Source organism: Acrocarpospora catenulata, from assembly GCF_018476525.1.
GTDB classification, from domain to species: domain Bacteria; phylum Actinomycetota; class Actinomycetes; order Streptosporangiales; family Streptosporangiaceae; genus Acrocarpospora; species Acrocarpospora catenulata.
Genome location: NZ_JAHCST010000012.1, coordinates 36,461 through 61,257, shown reverse-complemented (window position 1 = coordinate 61,257; position 24,797 = coordinate 36,461). Strand labels below are relative to the sequence as shown.

23 protein-coding genes and 1 pseudogene are annotated in these 24,797 nt (G+C 70.3%); 14 read left to right on the top strand and 10 right to left on the bottom strand.

Going from position 1 to position 24,797, the window contains the following annotated elements:
• Window positions 1-22: 22 nt before the first annotated feature.
• Window positions 23-862: an IclR family transcriptional regulator gene (locus tag KIP79_RS14845; protein ID WP_214105376.1), complete on the bottom strand. Its 840-nt coding sequence runs from the start codon at window positions 860-862 to the stop codon at window positions 23-25.
• 160 nt (window positions 863-1,022) lie between these two features.
• Between KIP79_RS14845 and KIP79_RS14840 the strand changes: the two genes are divergently transcribed.
• Window positions 1,023-2,525 carry an aldehyde dehydrogenase family protein gene (locus KIP79_RS14840; protein WP_214105375.1) on the top strand — a complete coding sequence of 501 codons (1,503 nt, stop codon included), beginning with the start codon at window positions 1,023-1,025 and terminating at the stop codon, window positions 2,523-2,525.
• 11 nt (window positions 2,526-2,536) lie between these two features.
• Here the strand turns inward: KIP79_RS14840 and KIP79_RS14835 are convergent, their stop codons facing one another.
• Together KIP79_RS14835 and KIP79_RS14830 are read right to left on the bottom strand one after the other, a co-directional pair.
• Window positions 2,537-4,339 (bottom strand): alkyl/aryl-sulfatase, encoded by a 1,803-nt coding sequence (locus KIP79_RS14835; RefSeq protein ID WP_214105374.1) that lies wholly within the window; start codon window positions 4,337-4,339, stop codon window positions 2,537-2,539.
• Between the two features lie 95 nt (window positions 4,340-4,434).
• On the bottom strand, window positions 4,435-4,809 hold the full coding sequence (locus tag KIP79_RS14830) for a nitroreductase family deazaflavin-dependent oxidoreductase (RefSeq protein WP_214105373.1): 375 nt from the start codon (window positions 4,807-4,809) through the stop codon (window positions 4,435-4,437).
• A gap of 131 nt (window positions 4,810-4,940) precedes the next feature.
• Between KIP79_RS14830 and KIP79_RS14825 the strand changes: the two genes are divergently transcribed.
• The gene (locus KIP79_RS14825) at window positions 4,941-5,561 is read left to right on the top strand and encodes a TetR/AcrR family transcriptional regulator (RefSeq protein ID WP_308169728.1); all 621 of its coding nucleotides are present in this window, start codon (window positions 4,941-4,943) and stop codon (window positions 5,559-5,561) included.
• A 23-nt stretch (window positions 5,562-5,584) separates the two neighbouring features.
• Here KIP79_RS14825 and KIP79_RS14820 read toward each other — a convergent pair whose 3' ends face one another.
• Window positions 5,585-6,580 (bottom strand): aldo/keto reductase, encoded by a 996-nt coding sequence (locus KIP79_RS14820; RefSeq protein WP_214105371.1) that lies wholly within the window; start codon window positions 6,578-6,580, stop codon window positions 5,585-5,587.
• 127 nt (window positions 6,581-6,707) lie between these two features.
• On the opposite strand from KIP79_RS14820, the gene KIP79_RS14815 reads away from it, so the two are divergent.
• Together KIP79_RS14815 and KIP79_RS14810 are read left to right on the top strand one after the other, a co-directional pair.
• A complete protein-coding gene (locus KIP79_RS14815; protein ID WP_214105370.1) occupies window positions 6,708-7,238 on the top strand; it encodes a helix-turn-helix domain-containing protein in 531 nt (176 codons plus the stop codon).
• Window positions 7,239-7,458: 220 nt separating this feature from the next.
• Complete coding sequence (locus KIP79_RS14810) at window positions 7,459-7,926, top strand: hypothetical protein (RefSeq protein WP_214105369.1); 468 nt, start codon at window positions 7,459-7,461, stop codon at window positions 7,924-7,926.
• A gap of 97 nt (window positions 7,927-8,023) precedes the next feature.
• Here the strand turns inward: KIP79_RS14810 and KIP79_RS14805 are convergent, their stop codons facing one another.
• Window positions 8,024-11,134 carry an ATP-binding protein gene (locus tag KIP79_RS14805; protein WP_214105368.1) on the bottom strand — a complete coding sequence of 1,037 codons (3,111 nt, stop codon included), beginning with the start codon at window positions 11,132-11,134 and terminating at the stop codon, window positions 8,024-8,026.
• Between the two features lie 76 nt (window positions 11,135-11,210).
• Here KIP79_RS14805 and KIP79_RS14800 point away from each other — a divergent pair, with 76 nt between their 5' ends.
• Together KIP79_RS14800 and KIP79_RS14795 are read left to right on the top strand one after the other, a co-directional pair.
• Window positions 11,211-12,062 carry a class I SAM-dependent methyltransferase gene (locus KIP79_RS14800; RefSeq protein ID WP_214105367.1) on the top strand — a complete coding sequence of 284 codons (852 nt, stop codon included), beginning with the start codon at window positions 11,211-11,213 and terminating at the stop codon, window positions 12,060-12,062.
• Window positions 12,063-12,070: 8 nt separating this feature from the next.
• Window positions 12,071-13,024, top strand: coding sequence for a carbon-nitrogen hydrolase family protein (locus tag KIP79_RS14795; RefSeq protein WP_214105366.1), 954 nt, complete (start codon window positions 12,071-12,073; stop codon window positions 13,022-13,024).
• Window positions 13,025-13,078: 54 nt separating this feature from the next.
• Here the strand turns inward: KIP79_RS14795 and KIP79_RS14790 are convergent, their stop codons facing one another.
• Window positions 13,079-13,951, bottom strand: coding sequence for an NAD(P)H-binding protein (locus tag KIP79_RS14790; RefSeq protein WP_214105365.1), 873 nt, complete (start codon window positions 13,949-13,951; stop codon window positions 13,079-13,081).
• A 112-nt stretch (window positions 13,952-14,063) separates the two neighbouring features.
• Between KIP79_RS14790 and KIP79_RS14785 the strand changes: the two genes are divergently transcribed.
• From KIP79_RS14785 to KIP79_RS14770, 4 genes are all read left to right on the top strand, one after another.
• Window positions 14,064-14,993 (top strand): AraC family transcriptional regulator, encoded by a 930-nt coding sequence (locus tag KIP79_RS14785; RefSeq protein ID WP_214105364.1) that lies wholly within the window; start codon window positions 14,064-14,066, stop codon window positions 14,991-14,993.
• A 124-nt stretch (window positions 14,994-15,117) separates the two neighbouring features.
• On the top strand, window positions 15,118-15,651 hold the full coding sequence (locus KIP79_RS14780; RefSeq protein ID WP_214105363.1) for a helix-turn-helix domain-containing protein: 534 nt from the start codon (window positions 15,118-15,120) through the stop codon (window positions 15,649-15,651).
• Between the two features lie 6 nt (window positions 15,652-15,657).
• Window positions 15,658-16,362 (top strand): hypothetical protein, encoded by a 705-nt coding sequence (locus KIP79_RS14775; protein ID WP_214105362.1) that lies wholly within the window; start codon window positions 15,658-15,660, stop codon window positions 16,360-16,362.
• Window positions 16,363-16,479: 117 nt separating this feature from the next.
• Window positions 16,480-17,259, top strand: a complete 780-nt coding sequence (locus KIP79_RS14770) for a class I SAM-dependent methyltransferase (RefSeq protein ID WP_214105361.1) — start codon at window positions 16,480-16,482, stop codon at window positions 17,257-17,259.
• A 131-nt stretch (window positions 17,260-17,390) separates the two neighbouring features.
• On the opposite strand, the gene KIP79_RS14765 is transcribed toward KIP79_RS14770, so the two are convergent.
• On the bottom strand, window positions 17,391-18,020 hold the full coding sequence (locus tag KIP79_RS14765; RefSeq protein ID WP_214105360.1) for a TetR/AcrR family transcriptional regulator: 630 nt from the start codon (window positions 18,018-18,020) through the stop codon (window positions 17,391-17,393).
• A gap of 116 nt (window positions 18,021-18,136) precedes the next feature.
• Between KIP79_RS14765 and KIP79_RS14760 the strand changes: the two genes are divergently transcribed.
• On the top strand, window positions 18,137-19,528 hold the full coding sequence (locus tag KIP79_RS14760; RefSeq protein WP_214105359.1) for an MFS transporter: 1,392 nt from the start codon (window positions 18,137-18,139) through the stop codon (window positions 19,526-19,528).
• A 46-nt stretch (window positions 19,529-19,574) separates the two neighbouring features.
• Here the strand turns inward: KIP79_RS14760 and KIP79_RS14755 are convergent, their stop codons facing one another.
• Both KIP79_RS14755 and KIP79_RS14750 read right to left on the bottom strand, forming a co-directional pair.
• Window positions 19,575-20,144, bottom strand: coding sequence for a TetR/AcrR family transcriptional regulator (locus tag KIP79_RS14755; RefSeq protein ID WP_250213248.1), 570 nt, complete (start codon window positions 20,142-20,144; stop codon window positions 19,575-19,577).
• A gap of 70 nt (window positions 20,145-20,214) precedes the next feature.
• A complete protein-coding gene (locus KIP79_RS14750; protein WP_214105357.1) occupies window positions 20,215-21,258 on the bottom strand; it encodes a medium chain dehydrogenase/reductase family protein in 1,044 nt (347 codons plus the stop codon).
• A gap of 109 nt (window positions 21,259-21,367) precedes the next feature.
• Between KIP79_RS14750 and KIP79_RS14745 the strand changes: the two genes are divergently transcribed.
• From KIP79_RS14745 to KIP79_RS14740, 3 genes and pseudogenes are all read left to right on the top strand, one after another.
• A complete protein-coding gene (locus KIP79_RS14745) occupies window positions 21,368-22,024 on the top strand; it encodes a TetR/AcrR family transcriptional regulator (RefSeq protein ID WP_308169727.1) in 657 nt (218 codons plus the stop codon).
• An 86-nt stretch (window positions 22,025-22,110) separates the two neighbouring features.
• Window positions 22,111-22,470 (top strand): annotated as a pseudogene (locus tag KIP79_RS46955) (phosphotransferase); the annotation flags it as partial.
• Window positions 22,398-22,778, top strand: coding sequence for a dienelactone hydrolase family protein (locus tag KIP79_RS14740; RefSeq protein ID WP_372453583.1), 381 nt, complete (start codon window positions 22,398-22,400; stop codon window positions 22,776-22,778). The pseudogene KIP79_RS46955 and the gene KIP79_RS14740, both read left to right, overlap by 73 nt.
• On the opposite strand, the gene xynC is transcribed toward KIP79_RS14740, so the two are convergent.
• Window positions 22,750-24,411 (bottom strand): glucuronoarabinoxylan endo-1,4-beta-xylanase XynC, encoded by a 1,662-nt coding sequence (xynC, locus tag KIP79_RS14730; RefSeq protein WP_308169726.1) that lies wholly within the window; start codon window positions 24,409-24,411, stop codon window positions 22,750-22,752. The two genes, KIP79_RS14740 and xynC, sit on opposite strands and share 29 nt — an antisense overlap.
• Window positions 24,412-24,797 lie beyond the last annotated feature (386 nt).

Here is a 24,797-nt window from a genome sequence, read left to right as displayed (position 1 = left end):
CGATTTGCGTGATTGGAACGACTCAGGCCTGCGGACGGTATCCGAGGCGCTTGGAGATCTCGGCGGCGGCGCGCCGGAGCGGCGGCTCGATCCGCCCCGCCAGGGCTTCCACGGTGGTCGGCGCGACGGTCAGGTGAACGGCGACGTTGACCGCCGCGACGACCTCGCCCGACCTGTCGCGCACCGGCGCCGCGAACGAGCGCAGCCCCGGGGCCAGTTCCTCGTCGTTCATCGCGACGCCGCTCTGGCGCACCTTGGCGAGGGCGGCGGTCAGCTGCTCCCGGTTGGTGATCGTCTTCGGCCCCCGGCGCGCCATGTCCGTGCGGTCGAGGATCTGCCTGAGCGCCGCCGGATCCCGGTACGCCAGCAGCACCTTGCCCATCGAGGTGCAGTAGGCGGGCAGCCGGGAGCCCACGTGCAGGTTGAGGTCCATGGCCAGGGAACTGCGCCGGCCGCTCCGCCTGCGGTCCACGTAGACGACGTCCGATCCGTCGCACAGGCCCATGCTGGCCGTGAACCCCGTCTCGTCGGCCAGGGCCTGGAGCAGGGGCCCGGCGACGCGGGTGAGCTCCATGGAGTCGATCGCCGCGAACCCGAGGTCGGCCGCCCGCGGGCCGAGGAAGTACTTCTTGGTCTCCGGGTCCTGCTGGATGTACTCCAGCTTGGTCAGGGTGGCGACGTACCGGTGCGTGGTGCTCTTGTTGAGGCCGACGGCCCTCGCCAGGTCGGCGATGCCCAGCACCGAGCGGTTCCCGGTGAAGGCGGACAGGATGCTCAGCCCCCGCTCCAGGGACACGGAGAAGGAACCGGAAGGGTCGGAGGTCGCGCGGCCGCGCGGGCGGGGGGACTCGTCATCGGTCACGGGGTCAGCATATGGTGGCCTGGTTCCAACTATTCGAACCTTTTTGACTACGGGCTCGATCAGGGTGAACGCTTCTGGACCGGGTGGCACATGTAGCCTGCCATCCGGGCGTCCGGCGGTGCGGCCGTACGAAACGAGGGGCAAGAGAGGATCACGTCATATGGCCGGAGCGGGGCGCGCCTCGACCCGTCCAGCGAGAGGCTGGCAGAAGGCGCAGGTCGGGCACTTCGTGGGTGGCGACTGGGCGCCGGCCGGCTCAGGGCGCTGGTATCCGAACCGCTCCCCCTGGTCCGGCGAGGTGCTCGGCGAGATCGCCGCCGGTGACGGCGAGGACGCGCACCGGGCGATCGAGGCCGCCCATGCGGCGTTCGGCGGCTGGGCCGGAGAGGCGCCCTGGCGACGCCAGCAGATCTTCCTGCGCGCGGCCGACCTCCTGGAGGGGCGCCGCGCCGAGATCCTCGACGCCCTCGCGGTGGAGACCGGGTGCGGACGCCACTTCGGCAGCGTCCAGGTCGACTTCGCCCTCAAGCTCCTCCGCCAGGCCGCGACCCTGGCGTACCGGCCGGCCGGGGAACTGCTCCCGTCGGACGTGGAGGGCACCCAGGCGATGGCCGTACGCCGCCCGGTCGGCGTGGTCGGCGCGATAGCGCCCTGGAACGCCTCACTCGCCCTGGGCGGACGGGCGGTCATCGGGCCGCTCGCCCTCGGCAACACGGTGGTGCTGAAACCCTCGGAGGAGTCCCCCTACACCGGCGGCGCGCTCTGGGCGGAGCTCCTCCAGGAGGCCGGCCTGCCCTCCGGCGCGCTCAACGTCGTCACCCACGCCCCCGGCGAGGCCGGCGGCATCGGCGACGCGATGCTCACCAGCCCCCTGGTCAAACGGATCAACTTCACCGGGTCGACGCCGACGGGACGGCGCCTCGCCGAGAAGGCGGGCAGGCACCTCAAGCGCGTCGTGCTCCAGCTCAGCGGGCAGAACCCGCTCATCGTCGCCCGCGACGCCGAGGTCGGGTACGCGGTGGACGCCGCGGCCTACGGCGCCTTCATCCACCAGGGACAGGTGTGCATGTGCGCACGGCGGGTCTACGTCGAACGCCCGCTGGCCGAGGAGTTCGCCGAGCGGTTCGCGGCCAAGGTGGCGGCGCTGCCGACGGGCGACCCGGGCGATCCGGCGACGGTCGTCGGGCCGGTCATCAACGAGTGGGCCCTGGCCCTGCTCGACCGCCGCGTCAACGAGGCCGTCGAACTCGGCGCCCGGGTCCTGGCCGGCGGGGTCCCCCGGCCGCCGTGCTATCCGGCCACCGTGCTCACCGACGTCCCCGACGAGGCCGAGATCGCCCACGGCGAGACCTTCGGGCCGGTCGTGGTCCTGGAGGCCGTCGACTCGGCCGAGGAGGCGGTCGCCCGGGCCAACCGGTCGGATCTGGGCCTGGCCGCCTCGATCATCACCGGTGACAGCCGCCGCGGCCTGCGACTGGCGGCGAAACTGGACGTCGGCATCGTCCACGTGAACGACCAGCCCGTCAACGACGAACCGCACATGCCGTTCGGCGGCGTCAAGGACAGCGGCTGGGGACGCTTCGGTCTCGGCTTCGCCGCCGAGGAGTTCTGCGAACTCCAGTGGGTCACCGTACGCGACCAGGACCGGACCTTCCCCTTCTGAGGCCGGGGGCGTCAGGGCGTGACGATGGCGAAGTCCGGCGCGAGCTCTTCCAGTACGGCGGTCAGCCGTCGCAGGACGGTCAGGTCGCCGTCGTGGTCGATGTCGTCGGCGTCCTCCCCGGCGAGCAGGTCGAGCAGGCGCTGTTTGGTCAGCCGCAGGGTCAGCTCCACTTGGCCGTCCGGCGGCGCGAGCTGATGGATCAGGACGCCGTTGGACAGCGTGGTGCGATGGCGTTCGCCCAGGTCGGTGAGGTGCCAGTCGATGGCGAGGCGCTCGTTCCAGGCGTTGGGCCCGTGCACGCGGATGGCGACGGAGTCGAAGATCTGCTCCACGGTGAGCGCACGGAGCAGGTCAGGGCCGGTCGTGCTGACCGTGGCGGCTGAGGCCTGGCCGGTCAGCTCGGTGGCGCCGGTGAGGAAGAAGTTGCGCCAGGTGGCGTTCTCGGCGCCGTGGCCCATCCGCGTGTAGACCTGCGCCAGGAGCCGACGGGCCGCGGCGGCCTTCTCGTCGGCGAACACCACGTGGTTGAGCAGGGTCGCAGCGAAGCGCAGGTCGCCCTCCTGGAAATAGCGTTTGGCCAGGCCGACCACGGCGGAGGTGCCGCCCAGGCACTCGACGTAGCGGCGGGCCAGCTGGACGGGCGGGTGCTCCCACAGATGGGCCGGGTTGCCGTCGAACCAGCCCAGGTACCGCTGGTAGATCGCCTTGACGTTGTGGCTGACCGACCCGTAGTAGCCGTGGGTGTGCCAGGCCTGCTCCAGGGCGGGCGGCAACTGCATGGCCTCGGCGATCTCGCTGCCGGTCAGGCCGCGATTGAGCAGGCGTACGGTCTGGTCGTGCAGGTAGGCGTACAGGTCGCGCTGCTGGGACAGGAAGGTGACGATCTCGTCCCTGCCCCAGGTGGGCCAGTGGTGGGAGGCGAAGGCCACATCCGCCTGGTCGGCGAACAGCGCGATGGCCTCGGTCAGGTACCGGGCCCAGCGGCGGCTGTCGCGCACCAGCGCGCCGCGCAGGGTGAGCACGTTGTGCAGGTTGTGGGTGGCGTTCTCGGCCAGGCACAACGCGCGGTGGTCGGGGAACAGGAAGTTCATCTCCGCCGGCGCCTCGGTGCCGGGGGTGAGCTGGAAGACGATGCGGACGCCGTCGACCGTCTCCTCCTGACCGGTACGGGTGATGTCGAGGGTGGGCGGGATGAGGGAGACGGTGCCGGCCGAGGTGGCCATGCCCAGCCCGCAGCCGAGCTGGCCTTCGGGGGAACGCGGGAGGAGTTGGCCGTACATGTACGAGGCGCGGCGGTTCATGGCGGTGCCGGCGTAGACGTTCTCGGCGACGGCGTGTTCGAGAAAACCGGCCGGGGCGATGATGGGCAGGTCCACCCCGTCGGTGACGCCGCGGGCGCCGCCGAAGTGGTCGGCGTGGGAGTGGGTGTAGATCAGACCGGTGACCGGGCGGTCACCCCGGTGCTCCCGGTAGAGGCGCAGCGCGGCGGCGGCGCACTCGACCGACAGCAGCGGGTCGATGACGATGACGCCGCTGCGGCCCTCGACGAGGGTCATGTTGGACAGGTCCAGGCCGCGTACCTGGTAGATGCCGTTCGTCACCTCGTACAGGCCCTGCTTGGCGCAGAGCCGCGCCTGACGCCACAGGCTCGGGTGCGCGGTCTCCGGACAGTTATCGCCGAGGAAGTCGTAGGCGTCGTTATCCCAGATGACCGTGCCGTCGGCCGCCTCTACCACCCCTGGGGTCAGTTTCGCGACGAAGCCACGGTCGGCGTCCTCGAAATCCGCCTGATCCTGAAAGGGAAGGTCTGCCATGGAACAGTGGTGCCCTCAGCCCTCTTCGATAAGGCAGGGAAAGCCTCAAGAACGAATACATATTGAGGTGCTTCCTGGGGCCAATGGCGCGATCGTCAGCCTGTGACCAGGTCCATGCGGAGGAACTCGGTGATGCGGAGCAGCCTCGGTGGGCGCGCCACCCCGTCGGGGAGGACCTGGAACGCCTCGTCCTGCCCGACGAGGCGTGGGGCGGTGAGTTCCATCTCCCTCCCATCGACCCGGAGTCGCGCGCCGTCGGCCGCCAGGACGTTCTGCACCCAGTCCGAGCGTGATCCGTACACCAGGACGAACAGGTAGCCGCCGTCGACGGGGTGCGCGTCGAGCGGTGTGCGGTACGTCGCGCCGGACGCGCGACCGACGTGGATCAGGACCGGCCACTTCCCGCCCGCGATCGCGCGAGGGTTGAACACCCTCTTGTTCACGTGCCCCCACCACTTCGGCATCGGCATCGGGATCTCCTTCTCTCGCCCTTACACCGGTAAGGTGCCTTACGGTCGTAAGGTTGGCTTACGCTCGTAAGGTTGTCAACTTGCCCACGGGAGCCGTCGTGTCACCACCGCAACCGCTCAGCAGAGGCCGCGTGCTGGAAGCCGCGATCCGAGTCGCTGATCGCGGCGGTGTGGAGGCGATCACGATGCGACGGGTGGCGCAGGAACTGGGCGTGGAGGCGATGTCGCTCTACCACCACGTACCGAACAAGGACGCGATCCTCGACGGCGTGGTCGACATGGTGTTCGCGGCGATCGAGCTGCCCGGCGCCGGGCGCGACGATTGGCGCGAGGCGATCCGTGCGCGAGCTTCCTCCGCGCGTACGGTCCTGTCGCAGCACAGCTGGGCTCTCGGCCTCATGGACTCCCGTCGCAACCCGGGGCCGGCGACGCTCCGCCACCACGACGCCGTCCTCGGCGTCCTCCGGGAGGCGGGGTTCACGCTGCCGATGGCCGCGCACGCGGTCTCGCTCATCGACAGCTACATCGGCGGGTTCGTCCTCCAGGAGGCGAACCTGCCGATGACGACGCCGGAAGACGTCGAGGAAGTGGCCGGCGACATCTTCGAGCGCCTGCCGGCGGGCGAGCTGCCATACCTCAGGGAAATGATCGTCGACCACGCCCTGCGACCGGGCTACGACTACGCGAGCGAGTTCAGCTACGGCCTGGACCTGATTCTGGATGCGCTCGAAGCCCGCCGGGCCGCCACTTGACCCATGGCACTGGCGAGCCTGGCTCAGTTGCCCGCGCCGAGGTTGGACATGAACGCGGACGGGTATCGGTCGCCGCGTGCCGCGCCCGGCGGCACCGCCTTCTCGATTTCGGCGAGGTCGTCCGCGGTGAGGTTCAGATCCATCGCGGGCAGCGCCTCGGCCAGCCGCTCGCGGGTGCGAGCACCGACCAGCGGCACGATGTTCTCGCCCTGTGCGGCCACCCAGGCGATGGCCAGCTGGGCGACGGTGCGGCCCTTCGCGTCGGCGACCCGGCGCAGAGCGTCCACGAGGGCGAGGTTGTGTTCCACGTTCTCGCTGGAGAACCGCGGGCTGAGGCCGCGGCCGTCGCCGGGGCCGGCGGTGTGGCCGGCGGTCCAGTGCCCGGAGATGAGGCCGCGGCTGAGCACGCCGTACGCGGTCAGGCCGATGCCGAGCTCCCGCAGCGTGGGCAGAATGTCCGCCTCCACCGCGCGGGAGATCAGCGAGTACTCGATCTGCAGGTCGGCGATCGGGTGTACGGCGTGCGCCCGGCGGATCGTCGCCGCGTCGACCTCCGAGAGCCCGATGTGCCGCACGTACCCGGCGTCGACCATCTCCTTGATCGCGCCCACCGTCTCCTCGATCGGTACCGCCGGGTCCAGCCGGGCGGGACGGTAGATGTCGATGTGGTCGGTGCCCAGCCGGGTCAGCGAGTAGGCCAAGAAGTTCTTCACCGCCTCGGGACGGGCGTCATGCCCGCCGAACCCGACGCCCGGGCCGCGCAGCATGCCGAACTTGACGCTCAACCGGTAGCTGTCGCGATCCCGGCCGCGCAGCGCCTCGGCGAGCAGCAACTCGTTGTGGCCCATGGCGTAGAAGTCGCCGGTGTCGATCAGGGTGACGCCGGCCTCCAGCGCGGCGTGCACGGTGGCGATGCTCTCCGCGCGGTCGGCCGCGCCGTAAGCGCCCGACATGCCCATCGCGCCCAGGCCCAGTGCGGAAACGGCCGGTCCGGTGCGGCCCAGGGTTCGTGTCTGCATCACGGTCTCCCTCTTGTCGATGTCGTCCCTCAACCCTGGGCCCGGGTCGTGGCGGGCGGAAGCGGAGCGTTCATCGTGGGAGAGCCGCTCCCTGGCTCGGCTCGCCGACCGCGAGGCAGTATGAAATATGCAACGTGACCAGCTCGCCGACTTCCTACGCCGCCGCCGTCAGGCGATCCGGCCGTCCGAGGTGGGCTTCGCCGACAGCCCTCGCCGCCGCACCACGGGCCTGCGCCGGGAAGAGGTGGCGATGCTCGCCGGCATGTCGGTGGACTATGTCGTACGCCTGGAGCAGGGCCGCAGCAGTCAGCCCTCGACCCAGCTGCTGAGCGCGCTGGCCCGGGCATTGCGCCTCTCCGACGACGAGCGCGATCACCTGTTCCATCTGACCGGCCACCGCCCCCCGCCCGCCGACGGGGTGGCCCGCCTGGCCCGCGCCGGCCTGATGCGCATGCTCGACCTGCTCGGCGACACCCCGGCCCTGGTGCTGTCCGACCTGAGCGAGGTCCTGGCCCAGAACCGGGCGGCCCCCGACCAGGGCCAGCAACTGCTGGTACTCACCCCGGCGGACGCCGAAACCCGCGAGCGACTGGAACTGCTGCGGGTACTCGGCATCGAGGAGTTCCCCACGGGGACCACGGGCACGCCCGTACGGTGAAGCCTCCTCCAGCGGGAGCTAGATCGGGCATGGCAGCCCCGGTTATACGCGGAATATACGGACGACCTGGAGACTCTTCTCGTATCCATCATCCGTTCCGGGCGATTTGTACGGCCGGGGTGGCCCGTCCGTCCAGGTGTGAGCAGTGGCTGGCGGGGCGGGTTGAGCGATCTGGAGGAGATCGATGAGGTTCAAACGGGGACGACGTGTGCTGTCCGCGATGGCGGCGATGCTGGTGGCTGTACCGCTGACTGTGCTCGCCGGGGCGGCGCCGGCGCAGGCGGCCGCAAAATGCGTGGGTGGCACGGAATTGATCGCGTGGGGGCAGGTCGGATCTCCCTACCCCGTGACGCTGCGCCTGACCACGACGTATCTCTACACCGGAAAAACCTCGGCGGCCGCCTACGCCAGGGCATGGCTCCCGAACGGCTCCTACATCTCCATCGACCGTTCCATAGCCAGGTTCGAACCGAAGGACGCCACGGAGCGCAACAACGGGCACGGCTGGCGTACCAACGCGGAGGTCGCGAACAGCGGCGGTTACGACTACTGCGAGAAGTACCACGCCGGCGCTTCCGCCTATGTCGAGACGCCCAGAATCGATGGGTCACACCACGCGGTGCGCCCGTGCCTGCGGATCAATGGCATATTGCAGTGCGCCGACAAGTGGTATCTCGACTTCGACTAAAGCCGATCAAGACGACGAGCGTGCGGGAGCAGGCGGCTCGCCGGGGTCAGCCCGGCGAGCCGCCTCTTCGCGCTGGAGAGGTGCTCAAGCGCGACTCTCAACTTTGCTGTCCCGCTTCGTAGCGGCAGGTTGTTCCGGTGCGGATGCTGCGGTTGAGGTGGGTGCCGAGTTCGGGGTGGGCGTCGGAGATGCGGCGGATGGCGTCGCGGATGCGAGCGGTGACGGCCTTGCGGGCGCGTTCGGCGGGAGTGGGGCCGAGAGGGCGGGAGGCGCCGTCCGGACGGGTGGCGCGGCGGAGTTCGGAGAGGACCTGTTCGCGTTCGTCGGTGGCGCGTTGGTGGCGGGCCAAGTCCCCGAGGGTCTTGGCGGTGGTGATTTCGTCGTCGAGTTCGGCCAGGCGGCGGCGGTAGGCGGCCAGCGCTGTGCGGTCGAGCACGGGGTCAGGGCGGGTGACCGTGGTGCGGCCGGCGGAGGCAGGGGCGGCGGTGGAGTGGTCGGTCGCGGCGAGGTCGAGGGCGGGCAGGTCGGTGTCCGGATGGGCGAGCAGGGTGGCGAGGTCGCGTAAACCCTTGGTGTCGCGGAGGTAGGCGGTGTGGCCGCGGTAGGTGGCCTGCCACATGTCGCCAACCCGGTGCAGTAGGGGAATGTCCGGGTTCGGGGCGACGGATTCGCGAAGGTCAGTGAGCGACTGGCTGGTTTCCGCGGCCCCAGTGTCGAGTGCGGTGAGCGCTTGGTCGGTTTCGGCCTCCCAGGTGCGGGCGCCGAGGCGGCGGTGGGTTTGCAGGGCGTGGTGCAGCCAGTGGCGGGCGGGTTCGGGCTCGTCGAGGGCGGCGTACAGGAGTCCGACCCGGTGGGCGTGGGCGCCCATGAAGCAGACGAGGGCCGCGTTGACCGCGCAGGTCTCCGCGAGGGGAAGCAGGTCGCCGAGGAGCTGCCGGCAGAGCGGGAGATCGCGTACGGCGATGGCGGCCGTGACCATCTCGCCGATGAAGATGGACCACAGATAGGAGCGGTCGCTGCGCCAGTCCTCCAGCGCGAGCACGGTGTCCAGCTCCCGGCGGGCCGCGTCCAGGTCGCCGGCCCGCGCGCGGAACCCGGCCGCGACGGCGTGGGCGTGCGCCGGGGCGCCGATCCACCAGGCGACCGCCTCGTCGGCCATCTCCCGCAGCTCGGCCGGACGGTTGCGGGCGCGGACCACCTCCAGGCGCTGGGACATGCGTACGTTGCCGGTGTCGCTGTCGCCGACGCTCTCCCCGAGGGCGGCGGCCTCGGCGGAGAGCCGCTCGCCGGTGGCGATGTCGCCGTCGAGCAGCGCGATCGCGGCCTCCCGGGTGCGCAGCAGGTAGTCGTGGCGGGGCTGGCGCAGACGCCGGGTCACGTGCGCGTACTCGGTGAAGGTCGCGCGGAAGGCCGCCGAGGCGTTCTCCAGCTGGGCGGTCGCCGACAGCAGCAGGGCCTGGGCGTGCCGTTCCCGGTCGCCGGCGCGCCTGGCCAGGCCGGTGATCTCGGCCGCGATGGCGGCCCTGGTGACGGCGGTGCCCGGGGTCCACAGGGTGTCGTGCTGGGCAAGCAGGCAGCTGGCCAGCGTGGCGGGGTCGTCCAGCGTACGGGCGATGGTGACCGCGCGTTCGGCCAGCGGGCGGGCCTGCGGCCGATCGGCGGGCACGGAGTGCTGGAGCTGGCGGGCCAGGGCCGCGGTCACCGTCGCCTCGGTGGTCGTACCGGTGCCGTCCAGCGCCTCTCGGGCGGTGGCGAGCACGGAGAGGAGGTCGGCGCGGGGCATGGCGAAGCGGGCGTCGACGCGGTCCAGGCCCAGGGCCACCGCGCCGAGCAGGTCGGCCCTGCCGGTGACGGCCGCCCTGGCCCACGCGGTGTCCAGCAGCTCCCTGGCCCGCACCGCGTCACCGGCCCGTAGGCGCAGGTCGGCCTCGGTGGTGAGCAGGCCGACCAGGTCGGTGTCGGACAGGCGGAGGCCGGCGGCGGCGACCGCGGCGCGCAGCCGGGTGACATGACCGGCGGCCTCGGCGAAGGCGAACCTGGCGGTGTCGGCGCGGGCGGCGGCGTGCGTCCAGGCCACGGCGGAGGCGGTGTCCGCCACCGGGAGGGCGGCGGTGAAGTGGTGGGCCAGCTCGGCCTCGAACACCGGGCCGCCCCGGTCGTACCGGTCCAGCAGGGCGAGCGCGATCCGGTGGTGCAGGTCCAGCCGGCGCGCCGGTTCGAGGGTGGTGACGATGGTCTCCCGGTACAGGTCGTGGGCGAACCGCCCGGCCGGGGCGAGGATCCCGGCCCCCGCCGCCTCGGCCACCAGCACGGCGATCCGGGTGCCGTCCTCGCCGGTGACCTCGGCGAGCACGTCGGGCAGCAGCGTCATGCCGGCCACCGCCGCCGCGTCCAGCAGCGCGGCGCACTCCGGGGACAGGCGGGCCAGCCGGCGGCCGATCACGTCGCGGACGGCCACGGGCACGTCCGCCGCGGTGCCCCCGGTGGCCAGCAGCCGGCACAGCTCGCGGGCGTAGAACGGGTGGCCGCCGCTGCGCTCGCGCACGATCCGCACCCACTCGTCCGGCGCGGCCGTACCGGTGACGGTCTGGGCGAGGTCGGCCACCTCGCCGGCGGACAGCCCGCGCAGTGTCACCAGTTCCGCGCCGCCCGCCAGCTCGGCCAGGGCGGCGGTGACGCCGGGCGGCGGTTCGTGCGGACGGTAGGCGCCGACCAGCAGGACCGCCCCCCGCTGCGGCGCGCCGGCCAGGAACCGCAGTAGGTCGACGGTGGACTCGTCGGCCCACTGCAGGTCGTCGAGGATCACCACCACGGGCGCGGCGCGGCGCAGCAGCCGCCCGGCCGCGTCGAAGATTCTGACCCGGCTCACGGTCCCGTCGGTGCCGGGCAGTTCCGGCAGGATCGCCCCCAGCTCGGGGGCCGTCAGGTCCGGGCGCTGCTCGATCAGCGCCCGCAACGCCTGGGTCCACGGCCACCACGCGGGGGCCTGGTCGCCGTCCCAGCAGGTGCCCCACACGACCGTGCCGCCGGCGGCGACGACCTGGTTGGTGAACTCGGTCAGCAGCGCGGTCTTGCCGATCCCGGCCTCGCCGGTGACCAGGACCAGCCCCGCCCAGCCGGGGATCGCGCCACCCGGGGTGGCGGTGACGGCCTGGTAGGCGGCGGTCAGCCGGCCCAGCGGCTCGGCACGGCCGATGAAGACTGGCATCCTTGAATTATCCCCCCGCGTGAAGTGCCAGTCGGTTTCTGGCGAGCGCCACCCCCTTTCTGGCGCGTACGGGATCGTGACGACATTCAACGCGCAGCAGTACAAGAGCACGACACGGGCACAGTGGGAGGACGCCGCCGAGGCGTGGGACCGGTGGGGCCCGTTCATCGAGAACTGGCTCGGCCAGGCCACGCGGCGCATGCTCGACGCCGCCGGGATCACGACCGGCAGCCGGGTGCTCGACGTGGCCGCCGGCGCCGGCGGTCAGAGCGTGGCCGCCGCGCGGCGGGCCGGTCAGAGCGGGCACGTGCTGGCCACCGACATCTCGCCGGCCATACTCAAATACGCGGCCAAGGCCGCCGCGGACGCCGGGATCGCCACCATCGCCACCCGTGAACTCGACGGCGAGCATCTCGACGTCATCCCGAGCGGCTACGACGCGGTCATCTCCCGCGTCGGGCTGATCTACTTCCCGGACCAGCAGGCCGCGCTGGCCGGCATGCGCGCCGCCCTGCGCCCCGGTGGGAAGCTCTCCGCCGTGGTCTACTCCACCGCCGACCGCAACGGGTTCTTCTCCATCCCCGTCGGGATCATCCGCCGCCGCGCCCAGCTGCCGCCGCCCGCGCCCGGCCAGCCGGGCCCGTTCAGCCTCGGCACTCCGGGCGTGGCGGAGGAGGTCCTGGCCACCGCCGGGTTCAAGCGGGTCACGGTCGAGACGGTGCCGTCCCCGGTGCGGATGCGCCACGCCGCCGACTGCGTACGCTTCGAGCGGGAGTCGTTCGGGGCGTTGCACCAGATGATGTCCGGCCTGTCGGAGGCGGAACGGGAGGACACCTGGGCCGAGATCGGCCAGGCCCTCGCCCAGTTCGAGGACCCCGAGGGATTCGTCGGCCCGTGCGAGATGCTCGTCGTCTCGGGTGTGCGGTGAGGCGCGCCATGACCACGGTGAAAGTGGCCGCCGTGCAGGCGGCGTACGTGCTGATGGACCAGAAGGCCTGCCTGGACAGGAGCATCGAACTGCTGCACCGGGCGGTCGCCGCGGGCGCCCGGATCGTCGTGCTGCCCGAGGTGTTCATCCCGGGCAGCCCGATCTGGGCCGACACCCGGCGCATCTGGGACGGCGACGAGGACTGGTACGCGCTGCTGGTCGACCAGGCCGTGGTGGTGCCGGGCCCGGTCACCGACGCCCTCGGCGGCGCCGCCCGCGACACCGGCGCCTATCTCGTGATCGGCGTGCAGGAACGCGAGCCGCACGGCGCCACCATCTACAACACCACCCTGTACTTCGGCCCCGACGGCACCCTCCTCGGCAAGCACCGCAAGCTGATGCCAACCGGATCGGAACGCACGGTGTGGGGCATGGGCGACGGCTCCACCCTGCCGGTCCTGGACACTCCCTTCGGCCGGCTCTCCGGGCTGACCTGCTGGGAGAACTACATGCCGCTGGCCCGCTACTACCTGTACGGCCAGGGCGTGGACATCTGGGCCGCCCCCACCCTCGCCCCCAGCGACGGCTGGATCGCCACCATGCGGCACGTCGCACTCGAAGGCCGCTGCTACGTCATCGGGGTCAACCCCTGCGTGCACATGGACCAGATCCCGGCGGACTTCCCGGACCGCGACCGGCTGTGGAGCCGTGAGGCCAACGGCGAGTGGGTGGACAGCGGCAACAGCGTCATCATCGACCCCGCCGGAACCATCCTCGCGGGCCCGTCCCGGCACGAGGAGACCATCCTGTACGCCGACCTCGACCTCGCCCGCGTGCACGCGGCCCGCCGCAAGTTCGACCCGACCGGCCACTACAACCGGCCCGACATCTTCCAGCTGTCGGTGGACCTCCGCCCTCGAACCCCCATCCGCTCCATCGAGGAGCCGCCCCCGACCCTTTGATGACGAGCCGTCCGGCGGGCCCCGTCGTCGTGACGGGGGCCGCCGCCGCCCGGTTCAGATCGTGCTGATGGACTTCGCCAGGTGGCGGAGGGTCTCCGGCAGCTCGGTCCGGCCGGTCAGGTGGCGGTCGCCCCTGAGCTGGAGGATGCCTCGCTGCTCGGCGTCGTACAGGCCCACCAGCTCCTCCGCGAGCTGCGGCGGGAGGCCGCCGTCCACCATCGCGGCGGCCCAGCCCGGCCGCGCGATGGTGACCACCTGGAGCGGCCGGCCAAGGACCGCCGACAGTTCCTCGGCCACCTGGCGCTCGGTGTAGATAGGGCCGTCCAGATCGACGACCTCGGAGGCGTGGGCGGGGGTGCGGAGGAGGTCGGCGACCACACCGCCGATGTCTCGGGTCGCGATCATCGGCGTGGGCACATCGGCCGACTCGGCGAAGACGGGATAGAGGCCCGCGTCGAGCACGGCGCCAAGGAGTAGTTCAACCTTCTCCTGGAAGTGGCCGGAACGGACCGCGGTGACCTGGGTGCCCGCTGCGCGCAGCGCGTTCTCCAGGTGGTGCAGCCAGCGGATGGGACCGGTGCCGTCGGCCAGGTCGGCACCGATCGAGGACAACACCACCACGTGGGGCACCTGGCTTTCCCGCACCGCACCGGCGATCGTGTCGGCCATGGCGCGATGGGCGGCGTCCGGGTCGGCCGCGGCCACGTCGGTCGGCAGCAGGACGAACGCCCCCGCGCAGCCGCGCAACGCCTCCGCCAGCGTCTCCCGGTGGCCGAAGTCGGCCACGGCCACCCGCGCCCCCGCGGCCGCCCAGTCGGCGCCCTTGGCCGGATCGCGGACCACCGCCCGTACCGGCTCCCCTCGGCGCAGCAGCTCACGCGCCGCCGCACCGCCCACGTGGCCGGTCACTCCCATGATCGCGTACATCGGAACCTCCGTCAGGTCGTCCTCGTGTCGGTACGACCAGTACACGCGGATCCGATGAGACGATCCATGTTCGTCACGCTTGAATCCATGTCTGTTCGTCTAATCTGAAGACGTGGATCCGCTCGCAGACCTCCTCCAAGGCGTACGCGCCCACAGTGCGGCCTTCTGCCAGGCGATCCTGCAGCCGCCGTGGGCACTGCGCATCGCCGACGGGGCCAGGCTCGCCCTGGCCTCCGCCCTGCGCGGGCACGCCTGGATCGTGCCCGACCACGGGGAACCGGTGCTGCTGGGCACCGGCGACGTCGCCATCGTCAAGGGCCCCGCCCCCTACACCGTCGGCGACGACCCGGCCACGGCGCCCGACATCGTCGTCAACCCAGGCAACCGGCTGACGACGCTCGACGGCGCCGACGTCACCGACCAACTACGCCTGGCACCGCGCACCAGCGGGCACTCCCTCGACGGGTCGACGACCCTGGCGAGCGGCACCTACCAGGTCGACGGCGAGGTCAGCGACCGGCTGCTGAACGCCCTGCCGGACATCGTGCTGGTGCGCCGGTCCGACGCACCGTCACCGATCATGGAACTGCTCGCGCAGGAGGTCAGCGGCGAAGGGCCCGGGCAGCAGATCGTCCTGGACCGGCTCCTGGACCTGGCGCTGATCGCGACCCTGCGCACCTGGTTCGCCCGCCCCGAGGCGCGGGCGCCGGGCTGGTACCGAGCGCAGAGCGACCCGCTGATCGGGCCGGCGCTGCGGCTGATCCATGATGCGCCGGCTCATCCGTGGACGGTGGCCTCGATGGCCGAGAAGGTGGGTGCCTCGCGGGCGACCTTCGCACGCCGCTTCGCCGACCTCGTGGGCGAGCCGCCACTGACGTACCTGACCGGCTGGCGGATCGCACTCGCCGCCGACCTGCTGCGTCACTCCGACATCACGATCGACTCAGTGGCCCGGCAGGTCGGCTACGCCAACGCGTTCGCGCTGAGCGTTGCCTTCAAACGGGTCCGCGGGGTGTCCCCCAGCCACCACCGCGCCGCGTGACAACTTCCCCCTCGGGAACTGGGACGAGACGCCGGCGCCACCACTCCAGCTCCACCGTCGGAAGGCGACGAGCTGACGAAGCCACGTTGCATTCTCATTAGTGAGACCATTAGCATTCTCGACTATGAGAAAGGTTGACGTGGTTCTCCATCCCGTACGCCTGCGGATCCTGCAGGCGTTCATCGGACAGGAGACGATGACCGTCAAGGACGTGGCCGAGCGGCTGTCCGATGTCCCCCAAGCCACGCTCTACCGCCACCTGAACACCCTGAGCGACGCCGGTGTGCTGCGCGTCGCCGAGGAGCGCCGGGTCCGGGGCGCGGTGGAGCGGATCTACCGGCTGCCGGACGCCTCGACCGCCCTGGTCACGGCGGATCTGGAGGGCGCCACCCCGGCTGACCACCTCCGCTACTTCGCGGCCTTTCTCGCCGCCCTCCAGGCCGAGTTCACCCACTACCTCGGCCGTCCTCGAATCGACCTGGCCGCTGACGGCGTCGGCTACCGCACGGCCACGCTCAACCTGACCGACGAGGAGTTCGAGACCTTCATGACCACGCTCAACCGACTGGTCGCCGAGGCCACCGCCAACCCCGAAGCTCCGGGCCGCCGCCGCCGCGCGTTCTCCCGGATCATCGTTCCGCTGGATGAAAAGGACTGATCCCCCATGGCATCTCCCGCGCCCGACATGACCGGCGACGATCGTCACACCGAGCGGTTGCGCGGGGCCGCCTTGTGGACGGTGCCCGGCCTCGTCGCCGTGGCGGTCCTGCTCGGTGGCGTACTCGCCCTCTGGCAGGCCGCGCCGGACTGGCGGGCCGTGGGCCTGGGCGCCGCCGGATGGATGGTCGCGCTCGTCCTGCGTGCTCCCGTGGCGGCCCTGGTCGCCAAGCTGCCCAAGGAACGTGCGTCCCTCGTCGTGGCCGCCGCCTCGGGCCCCTGTGAGGAGACCGTCCGGCTGCTGCTGGTTCTCTTCCTGGTGTCCGGCTTCTCCTCGGTACTGTGGGCAGGCTTCGGATGGGCCGCCATCGAGATCGTCTTCACCGTGGTCCAGGCGCTGGGCATCCGCGGCCTGCTGGGTAAGACCGACGAGAAATCCCTGGAGGCCCGGCGCATGCTGGAGGCTCAGGGCCTGCTTCGCCTCGATACTCCGTACTGGGCCGCCCTGGAACGCCTCAGCGCGAGCCTGCTGCACATCGGCTTCACTCTGCTGCTCGCCTGGCAGCCCTGGCTGGTCCTGGCCGCCATGCCCGTCCACACGGCAGTGAACCTGACGGCCTTGCGGCTCATGCGAGTCTCCCTGCCGCTCACCGAGGCCATGGTCGCAGCCGTGGGCATCGTGGCGTTCGGCCTCGGCCTGGCATCCTTCTAGGACCGGATTTGCGCTCGCCAACTGGCCCGAAAAGGCCACCTGTCCCACGTAGCGCTTTATCGGACGCTCGTCGGCGAGTTGGTGAGGCGTTGCAGCGGCACAGATTGGGGTAACCGCGTGGAACAGGACGAACGGCTACTTCACGGCTCGTCATTCGGCGCAGCGGCGGCCGCATACGCCGAGCACCGCCCGGACTACGCGCACGCCGCGGTACATTGGGCGCTCGAGCCCGCGCCCGGCCCGAGAGTGCTCGACCTCGGCGCCGGAACCGGCAAACTGACCGCCACGCTGGTCGCGCTGGGCGCCGAAGTCATCGCGGTCGAGCCCGACCCGGCGATGCTGACCGAACTTCGCCGCGCGCTGCCGGCTGTCCATGCCCTGCCGGGCAGCGCTGAGGCGATACCCCTGCCGGACGCGTCCGTCGATGCCGTGCTGGCCGGCAACGCCATGCACTGGTTCGACATGGCCGTCGCGGGACCCGAGATAGCCAGGGTCCTCACACCCGGCGGCATCCTGGCCGGCCTGTGGAACCTCCTCGACGACCGGGTCGACTGGGTAGCCGGACTCGCGCGGATCAGCGGGAGCGCGGCTGTCGGCCCACGCGACACACCCACCGGCTGGCGCGCAGAGACGGCCGACATGCACCTTCCCAAGACGGGCGTGGCCGCCCGTTTCGGCTCGCCGGAGCAGGCGGAGTTCCCGCACGGGCAGCGCCGCACCGCCGACTCCCTCGTCGCGACAATCGCGACGCGCGCGGGGATGCTGGTCATGCCAGAACAGGAACAGGAGGTCACGCTCGGCCGGATCCGCGCTTTCCTCGCAAGCAGACCGGAGACCGCCCGTGGAGACTTCACCCTCCCGATGCTGACCGGCGTGCTGCGCGTCCGGCGGCTGTGAAAGCCATCGACCGCCCGATATTCATGTGAAGACGGACGGCGTGCCGCAGCGGGTTCGCGTGCGTTGGCGGAGTGAGCGGTGTTCTCCCGAACACGTCCCGTCGGATAGCAGAGCCGCGGTGTCCAGGCTTGTCACGAAGCGGTTCTGGCCGATCCGACGAGGATCGCCATGAGCCCTGCCCTGAATCGCCGGTCGCGGTCACCGGTCATGATCGCGATAACGTCTGCGGGCTCGCCCACCCGGGAGTGGGCCGACACCGTACCCACCAAGGTGTCCCACTCCCCACTGCTTTGCAGCGCAAGGTACGCCTGCTCTTCGATCACAAAGCCCGTCGTGTACGAACGCAGCACGAAGGCGAGATCTCCGGCATCGATATGCGGCAGGGCGACGACACGCAGCAGTGCCCGCAGGGTGGCCGACAGCTCCACGGTCGCGGCGAACGGCGCGTACGACCCGGCCACGATACGTCCACCGTCGCAGAACCGCAGCATCGCTTGACGCATGCGCTCACAGCACGCGATCACCCCATCGACACCCGCACTACCCGGGTCGATGTCAGCGAGATCAACCGTCTGGAAGATCGCATCGGCCATCGCGCGCCGCAGATCTTTCCTGTCGCGAAAGTGCTTGTACAGCGCACCCGGAGTCACCTCGGCCGCCGCGGCCAGCCGGCGCATGGTGAGAGCGTCCAGCCCATGTGCCGCGACGTACTCGTGAGCGAGTTCCACCAACCGATCTCGGCTCAATCCACGTTTCACCATCGACATCGAGCCTAGTGCCGCAGCGATCAGCCGCAGGCCGACGCGGCGATGTCCGTTGTCCAGAGCACCAGAGCGTCCGATTGACGGGAGGAGCGAGGACGCCTACCGTTCCCGTGGTGAACACTGTTTACCACGAGGTGCCCCCGGTCGCCAGACCTGGCAGTCGCTTGGGTTCGGTTCTCGCTGTCGCGTGCGGCGCGCAGGTCATGGTCGTGCTGGACAGCCTGATCGTCAATGTGGCCCTGCCGCAGATGAAGACAGGGCTCGGACTGTCGGCCGCCGATCAGCAGTGGCTGGTCAACTGTTACCTCATCACCTTCGGCGGCCTGCTGCTCGTCGCGGCGCGCATGGCCGACCAGCTCGGACACCGGCGGGTGTTCCTGGCCGGGCTCGCCGTGTTCACCCTGGCCAGCCTGGTCGGTGGGCTTGCCCATCAGGGCTGGCTGCTGCTGGCGGCACGCACGCTCCAGGGCGTGGGAGCAGCGGCCATCGCGCCATGCAGCCTGAGCTTGATCACATTGACGCACACCGACGTTCGCCGTAGGACGCATGCGTTGTCGATCTGGAGCGCCACATCGGGATCCGCGGGTGCCTTGGGTTTGGTGCTCGGCGGAATACTGACCGACACGCTGGGGTGGCGCTGGGTGCTGCTCGTCAACGTCCCTGTCGGAGTCGCCCTGTTCACTGCCGCGGCAGGCTTGCTGCAACCGGCCCCCACCGCTGGTCGAACCGGTTTCGACCTTCGTGGCGCCGGCACCGTGACACTCGGCACCGGGTCGCTTGTGTACGGAATCTCGCAGGTCACCACCCACGGGTGGGGATCGCCACCGGTGGTGACCGCACTGGTTGCCGCCGCGGCACTGCTCGGCCTCTTCGTCGTCATCGAAGGACGCAGCCGCGTCCCGCTGATCCCGCTCGCCGTCTTCAAGCGCCGGAACGTCATCATCGCAAACGCGATCATGGCACTCATCGGCGCGGTCATGACCGCGACGCTGTTCTTCCTCTCGGTCTACCAGCAGCAGGTGCTGGGCTACGGCCCGCTGCTGACCGGGCTGGCGCTGCTACCGATGAGCGTGGTCGTGACCTCGGGTGCCATCGCATCGAAGACGATGCTGGCCAAGCTCGGCGCACGAACAGTGCTCATCGGCGGGGCGGTGACGACTACGGCCGGGCTGCTGTGGATGGCGACGCTGCCCGTGCAGGCCGAATACGTCATGCACATCCTTGGGCCGACTGTGCTGTGGGCTGCCGGAATCAGTGTCATGACCATGCCTGTCGCCCACATTGCCACTGCGGGAATCGAGCCCGCTCACGCGGGTCTAGCCTCCGGGCTGGTGAACATGTCCCGCCAGGTGGGTGGCGCGATCGGCCTCGCCGCGCTGGCAACCGTAGCGGCCACCACCAGCCACGGGGTCGACGTCGTACACGGCTATAACGTCGCCTTGACCGTCGCCGCCGGAATCGCCCTCATCACGGCACTGCTGGCATTACTGACACCGAACACATGAGGTGGGACCGGATCGGAGCGGTTGTCGACCTCGCCCGCGGTGGTGTTCATGGTGGAGACCTCCGAAGGATCGGGTCAGGTGGGTGGTTCGGGGTGAGGTGTGCCAGCGAGGCCACGACGCGCGGCACGAGTTCGGTTGTCCAGGGGAAGCCGGGGATCACGCTTTGCTGGTGGGCCAGGCCGTGCAGGCCCAGCCACAGCGCGATCGTGTCGGCGCTGGGGTTGGTGCTGGTCGAGTGCCCGGCGTCGGCACAGTCGGTGAGGAGACCGATGAAGAGTCGCAGGATGCGCGCATCGAGGTCGATCGGGCGGCATGCCGCGTCGAACATGGCGCGGTAGCGGCGAGGGTGGGCGGCGGCGAAGTCGAGGTAGGCGTGGCCGGCGGCGTACAGGCGCTGCCGGGGATCCTCCCCCACGGCGGCCGCCTCGAGCCGACGGGCCAGTTCGGCGAAGGCCGCGCGGACCACGGCGAGCAGGAGGGCCGGCTGGTCGGGGAAGTGCAGGTAGATCGAGGGGGCGGTGATCCCGGCCTCGCGGGCTACGGCCCGCAGGGTCACGGCGCGCTCGCCGTCCCGGTCGAGCAGGCCGGTCGCCGCCGTCAGGATGTCAGCTTGCAAGCGGGCGCCCTCACCCCGGCGGTTGCGTGCCCGGTGGGCCGGCGCCGACGCGCCGGCACGGCGCATGGCCTCACGCCTCGGGGACGATGACGACCTTGCCGAAGACGGTACGGGACTCGGCGAGCGCGAGCGCGCCGGCCGCGTCGGTGAGCGGAACCCGCGCGGCGATCCGCGGGGTCACGATGCCGTCGGCCACCAGTCGCAGCACCTGGGCGAGGTCGCTGCTCAGCCGGGCGCGGAAGGCCGCCAGGCGGCGCCGGCCCGCCCAGAAGTTGTAGAAGTGCGCGCTCTTGCCGTTGGGCAGGTAGTTCCACACCAGCAACCGTCCGAACAGCTTGAGCACCGGCAGGGCGGCATTGCCCTTGTCATTCTTGCTCGACGCCGTACCGTAGTTGACCAGCGTGCCGCCCCGCCGCAGCAACCGCCACGACTCCACCAGCCCAGGTCCGCCGACGTGGTCGAAGACCGCGTCCACGCCCTCGGGAGCGAGCTCGCGGATCTGCTGGTACATGTCCGGGTGGCGGTAGTCGATGGGGATCGCGCCCAGCTCGCGCACGGTCTCGTGGTGGCGCGCCGAGGCCGTGCCGATCACCGTGATCCCGGCGTGCCGGGCCAGCTGTACGAGAATGGAGCCGACACCGCCGTTGGCCCCCAGCACCACGATGGTTCCGCCGGCGCGAACCTTGGCCGTGCGGTGCAGCATCTGCCAGGCGGTGACGCCGTTGACGGCCACGGTCTCCGCGGCGGCCGCGTCCACCTCGTCCGGCACCGGCACCAGGTCCCCGGCCTCGACGAGCAGGTGACTGGCCCACCCACCGATCTTGATGACCGCGGCGAAGCGGCGGCCCTTTAATGCCGGGTCCACACCGGGTCCGGTGGCGGTGACCGTGCCCACGACGTCGTAGCCCGGTACGAACGGGAACGGCGGCTGGTCGTAGTACTTGCCCAGGCGCATCTGCTGCTCGGCGAAGGACACGCCGGTGGCGTCCATGCGCAGGACGACCTGGCCCTCGGCGGGAGCCGGAAGATCGCGGACCCGGACCTGCAGGCCGTCCGGCTCGACCTCGCCGGGCAGGACGATCTCCGTGGCACGGGTGGTGACAGTGCTGTTCATGACGTACCTCCTAAGGCTTCGCCTGTTTGCTTACTGCCGTAACGTAACGGCTGTAAGTCTACTGACGCAAGAGGTAACACCCATAAACTTCGCGATGTATGGTTACAGTGTGAAGAGCATCGAAACGGCGGAGTCCTCCGCACCGGGACCCACCCGGAAACGCAACCGCCGTGGCGAAGGGAGCAAGCTCCGCGACGAGATCATCGCCGCCGCGGTGGAACTGCTCGACGAGGAAGGCGACGAACGCGCCATCACCCTGCGTTCAGTCGCTCGCCGGATCGGGATCGCCGCACCCTCGATCTACCCACACTTCCCGGACCAACCGGCCATCATGCTGGCCGTCGTACGCCAGGAGTTCGACCAACTCGCGACAACTCTGCGCGCGGCCGCGGAAGACAGCGGCCAGGACCCCCGGCAACGGCTGCTCGCCGCCTGCCAGGCCTACCTCGACCTGGCCCAGACGCACCCCGGGCGCTACCGCATCATGTTCGGCGGCCTGTGGATCCCGAACCTGAGCGAAGGCTCGGTCACCCAGGACGACATGACCGGGCTGGGCATGGAGGCCATGCAGGTCATCGTCGACGCCCTCGGCGACTGCGTCACCGCGGGTCAAGCCACCAGCACCGACCTCTTCAGCGACGCGGTCGCGCTGTGGCTGGGCCTGCACGGCCTGGCCCACCAACGCGCCGTGACCCGCGCCTTCCCATGGCCGGAGGACATCGCCGAACGCATGATCGGTGCGCTGGCACACCTGAAGGACACCTGAACCACGACGGCTTCCGGACGCCTCGATCTGGGGATCTTTCTCAAGATCACGAATGGGCGGTCGTCATCTGACTACTGTTGATCCGCATGACCCACACCGAGATCGAGATCACCGCCGAGCTGGTGCGGGATCTACTGCGCGACCAGCACCCCGACCTGGCCGATTATCCTGTGAGGCTCGGCGCACGCGGCTGGGACAACCAGCTATGGCGACTCGGCGACGACCTCGCCGTCCGGTTGCCCTGGGCGACGCAGTCCGCCGACGCGCTGCTGCGCAAGGAGCACACCTGGCTGCCCGCCCTCGCCCCGCGCCTTCCGCTGCCGGTTCCCGTCCCGCAGCGCCTCGGCGAGCCCTCCGCGCGGTTTCCGCGCCCCTGGATCGTCACCACCTGGGTGCCCGGCACGCGGCCGAACTCGCGGCGCCGATCCTCGGCCTGTTCGGAGGCGCGGACGAGGGCGTCCCAGCCAGCGAGGTGGCCCTGTTCGACGCGGCGCTGACCGAGGCGGGAGTACCCCACGAACTGGTGACCTACCCTGGCGCTCCGCACGGGTTCTTCGACGAGGCCCACGAGGGGAACGACACGGCGATCCGGGACGCCTGGGAGAGAGTACTGGCCTTTCTCGGCCGGGCCCTGACAAGAAAGTTCCTCTTTCCGGATGTGGCCCCTCCGTCGTCGGAGGGGCCACGCCTGGCGCTTCGCCGATCGCGGTTGTTGTACTTGTCGGTCAGGCCACGATGCAGGGGATGCCGTTAAGGGTGAAGGCGGTCGGTTTGGCGGTATTGCCGGTGTGAGTGGCCTGGAAGCCGATGTCGATGGTGGCCCCCGGGGCGAGCGTGGCGTTGTGGCTGACGTTGCGAGCGCTCACCTGGCCACTGGAGGGCGAGTAGGTGGCGTTCCAGCCTCCGGTGATGCTCTGGCCGGAGGGCAGGGTGAAGACCAGCGTCCAGCCGTTGATCGTCGAGTTCCCGATGTTGGTGATGCTGATGTTGGTGGTGAAGCCGTTGTTCCAGGAGTTCATCGTGTAGGTGACCCGGCACGTCCCGGTGCCGCCGCTGGGTGACGGGGTGGGCGTGGGGGTAGGCGTAGGAGTGGGTGAGGGGTTGTTGCCCAACCCGGTCACGAAGGTCGTCACGCTTCGAGCGGGCAGCGTGACGGTAAGGGAGCCGTTCGACACGCTGGTCGTTCCCTGAGGCGCGACGTTCCTGGTCGCGTCGGTCAGCCAGGACGTGACACTGGATGCGGTGCTGTTGGCCAGGGTGAACTGCTGGCTCACCGCGGAGGTCCCCTTGTTGATCGCAACGATGACGATCGTGGAGTTACCGCCCCTGTACGCCGAGACGTAGACGTTCGAGGCCGGGTTCGCCGTCGCCTCGATCCGCACATATCCGGGGCGGACGAACCTGGCGAAGTGCGCCATCATGGCGCCGCGCTTGCTGATCTGGCCGTCCTCCCGCATGGGGCCGTAGCTGCGCCGGATGTACCACCAGATGTACGCCTGGAACTCGGCCTCCACCATGGCGCGGTGGATGTGCTCCCCCACGTCGAGCGCCTGGGGCCAGAGGTCGGCCGAATCGCTGCTGTTGGGGTAGTAGACCTCGGTCATCCAGAGTTCTTTGCCCGCGCCCTTCTGCTTGAACAGCGGATAGGGGAAGTTCGCGTACGACGTGCCGTAGAGGTGAGCCCCGATGATGTCCACGTTGGCGAGCGCTACGGAGTCGTTGAGGATCGGGTCCGACATGTTCTTCAGGTACTGGAAGGACTCAGGAGCGATGACCTTGGTGCCGATCGAGCCGGCGTTCTCCCGCAGGAACCGGACCATTTCGGCGGGAGTCCACCACGTCCAGTCTTGCGCGTAATCGGGCTCGTTCTGCACAGATATGCCGTAGAGGTTCACCCCGTTGTTCCGCAGGAACGTGGTGAAGTCGTTCAGGTGCTGGGCGTAGGCGCCGTACATGTTGTACCTGAGGCGTCTCGCGTTGGTCTGGCTGCCGCGGACGAAGGTCTCGACCATGCTGGCGGGGGGATTCCACGGCGACGCGATGACGGTCGCCCCGAGTTCGACCGCGCGCCGCGCCGTCGCCAGATCACGGCTCCAGTCCGCCTGGTTCTCCGGGACGGGAATCCTCAGCACGGAAAATCCCATTCGGCCCTCGCCGGTGCCGAACGCCGTGTCCCGCTGGGCGGCTGTCAGGTCGCCGATCCAGGCCGAGTGGGTCATGCCGCCGAAGCCTCGGATCGTCTGCCGCAGCGCCGAGGGATCGATGACCGCCGTCGCGGCCGCGGCTCCCGGGGCACCCACGACCGCGGTCGTGGCCGTGAGGATCGGCAGTGCCCCCATCGTGGTCAGGACGGCTCTGCGGCTCAGCAGTGTTCGCTCACTGCTCACGGGCCTATTCTGATCTTGCGTCATGTCTCCTCCTCTTGGCTCTGGTACTGATCCGCGCCTTCTCGGTCCCGGCACCGGTCTCCGGCGTCGGCCTTGATCGTGTTATCGGTAACATTTTCGGCTTTGAGCTACTCCCATGATTGTTTGCGTTAACAATTGCTCGCATGGACCGGCACGCGGGTGCGACGACCGCGTGGTGCGCGGAGGGGTGACACTCCGGCGGAGTGTGGTTCCGGCCCTCGGCAGGGGTCAAGCACGAGGCGGGCCGGCGAGCAGGCGAACTGTATGAATGTCTCGCCGAACCGTGAATATTTCAGGTCAGGAATCTGCGGCCTTGCAGATGCCGCGTAGGCCGGACAGCGGCGTGGACCGGCCTTTGAGGAGGC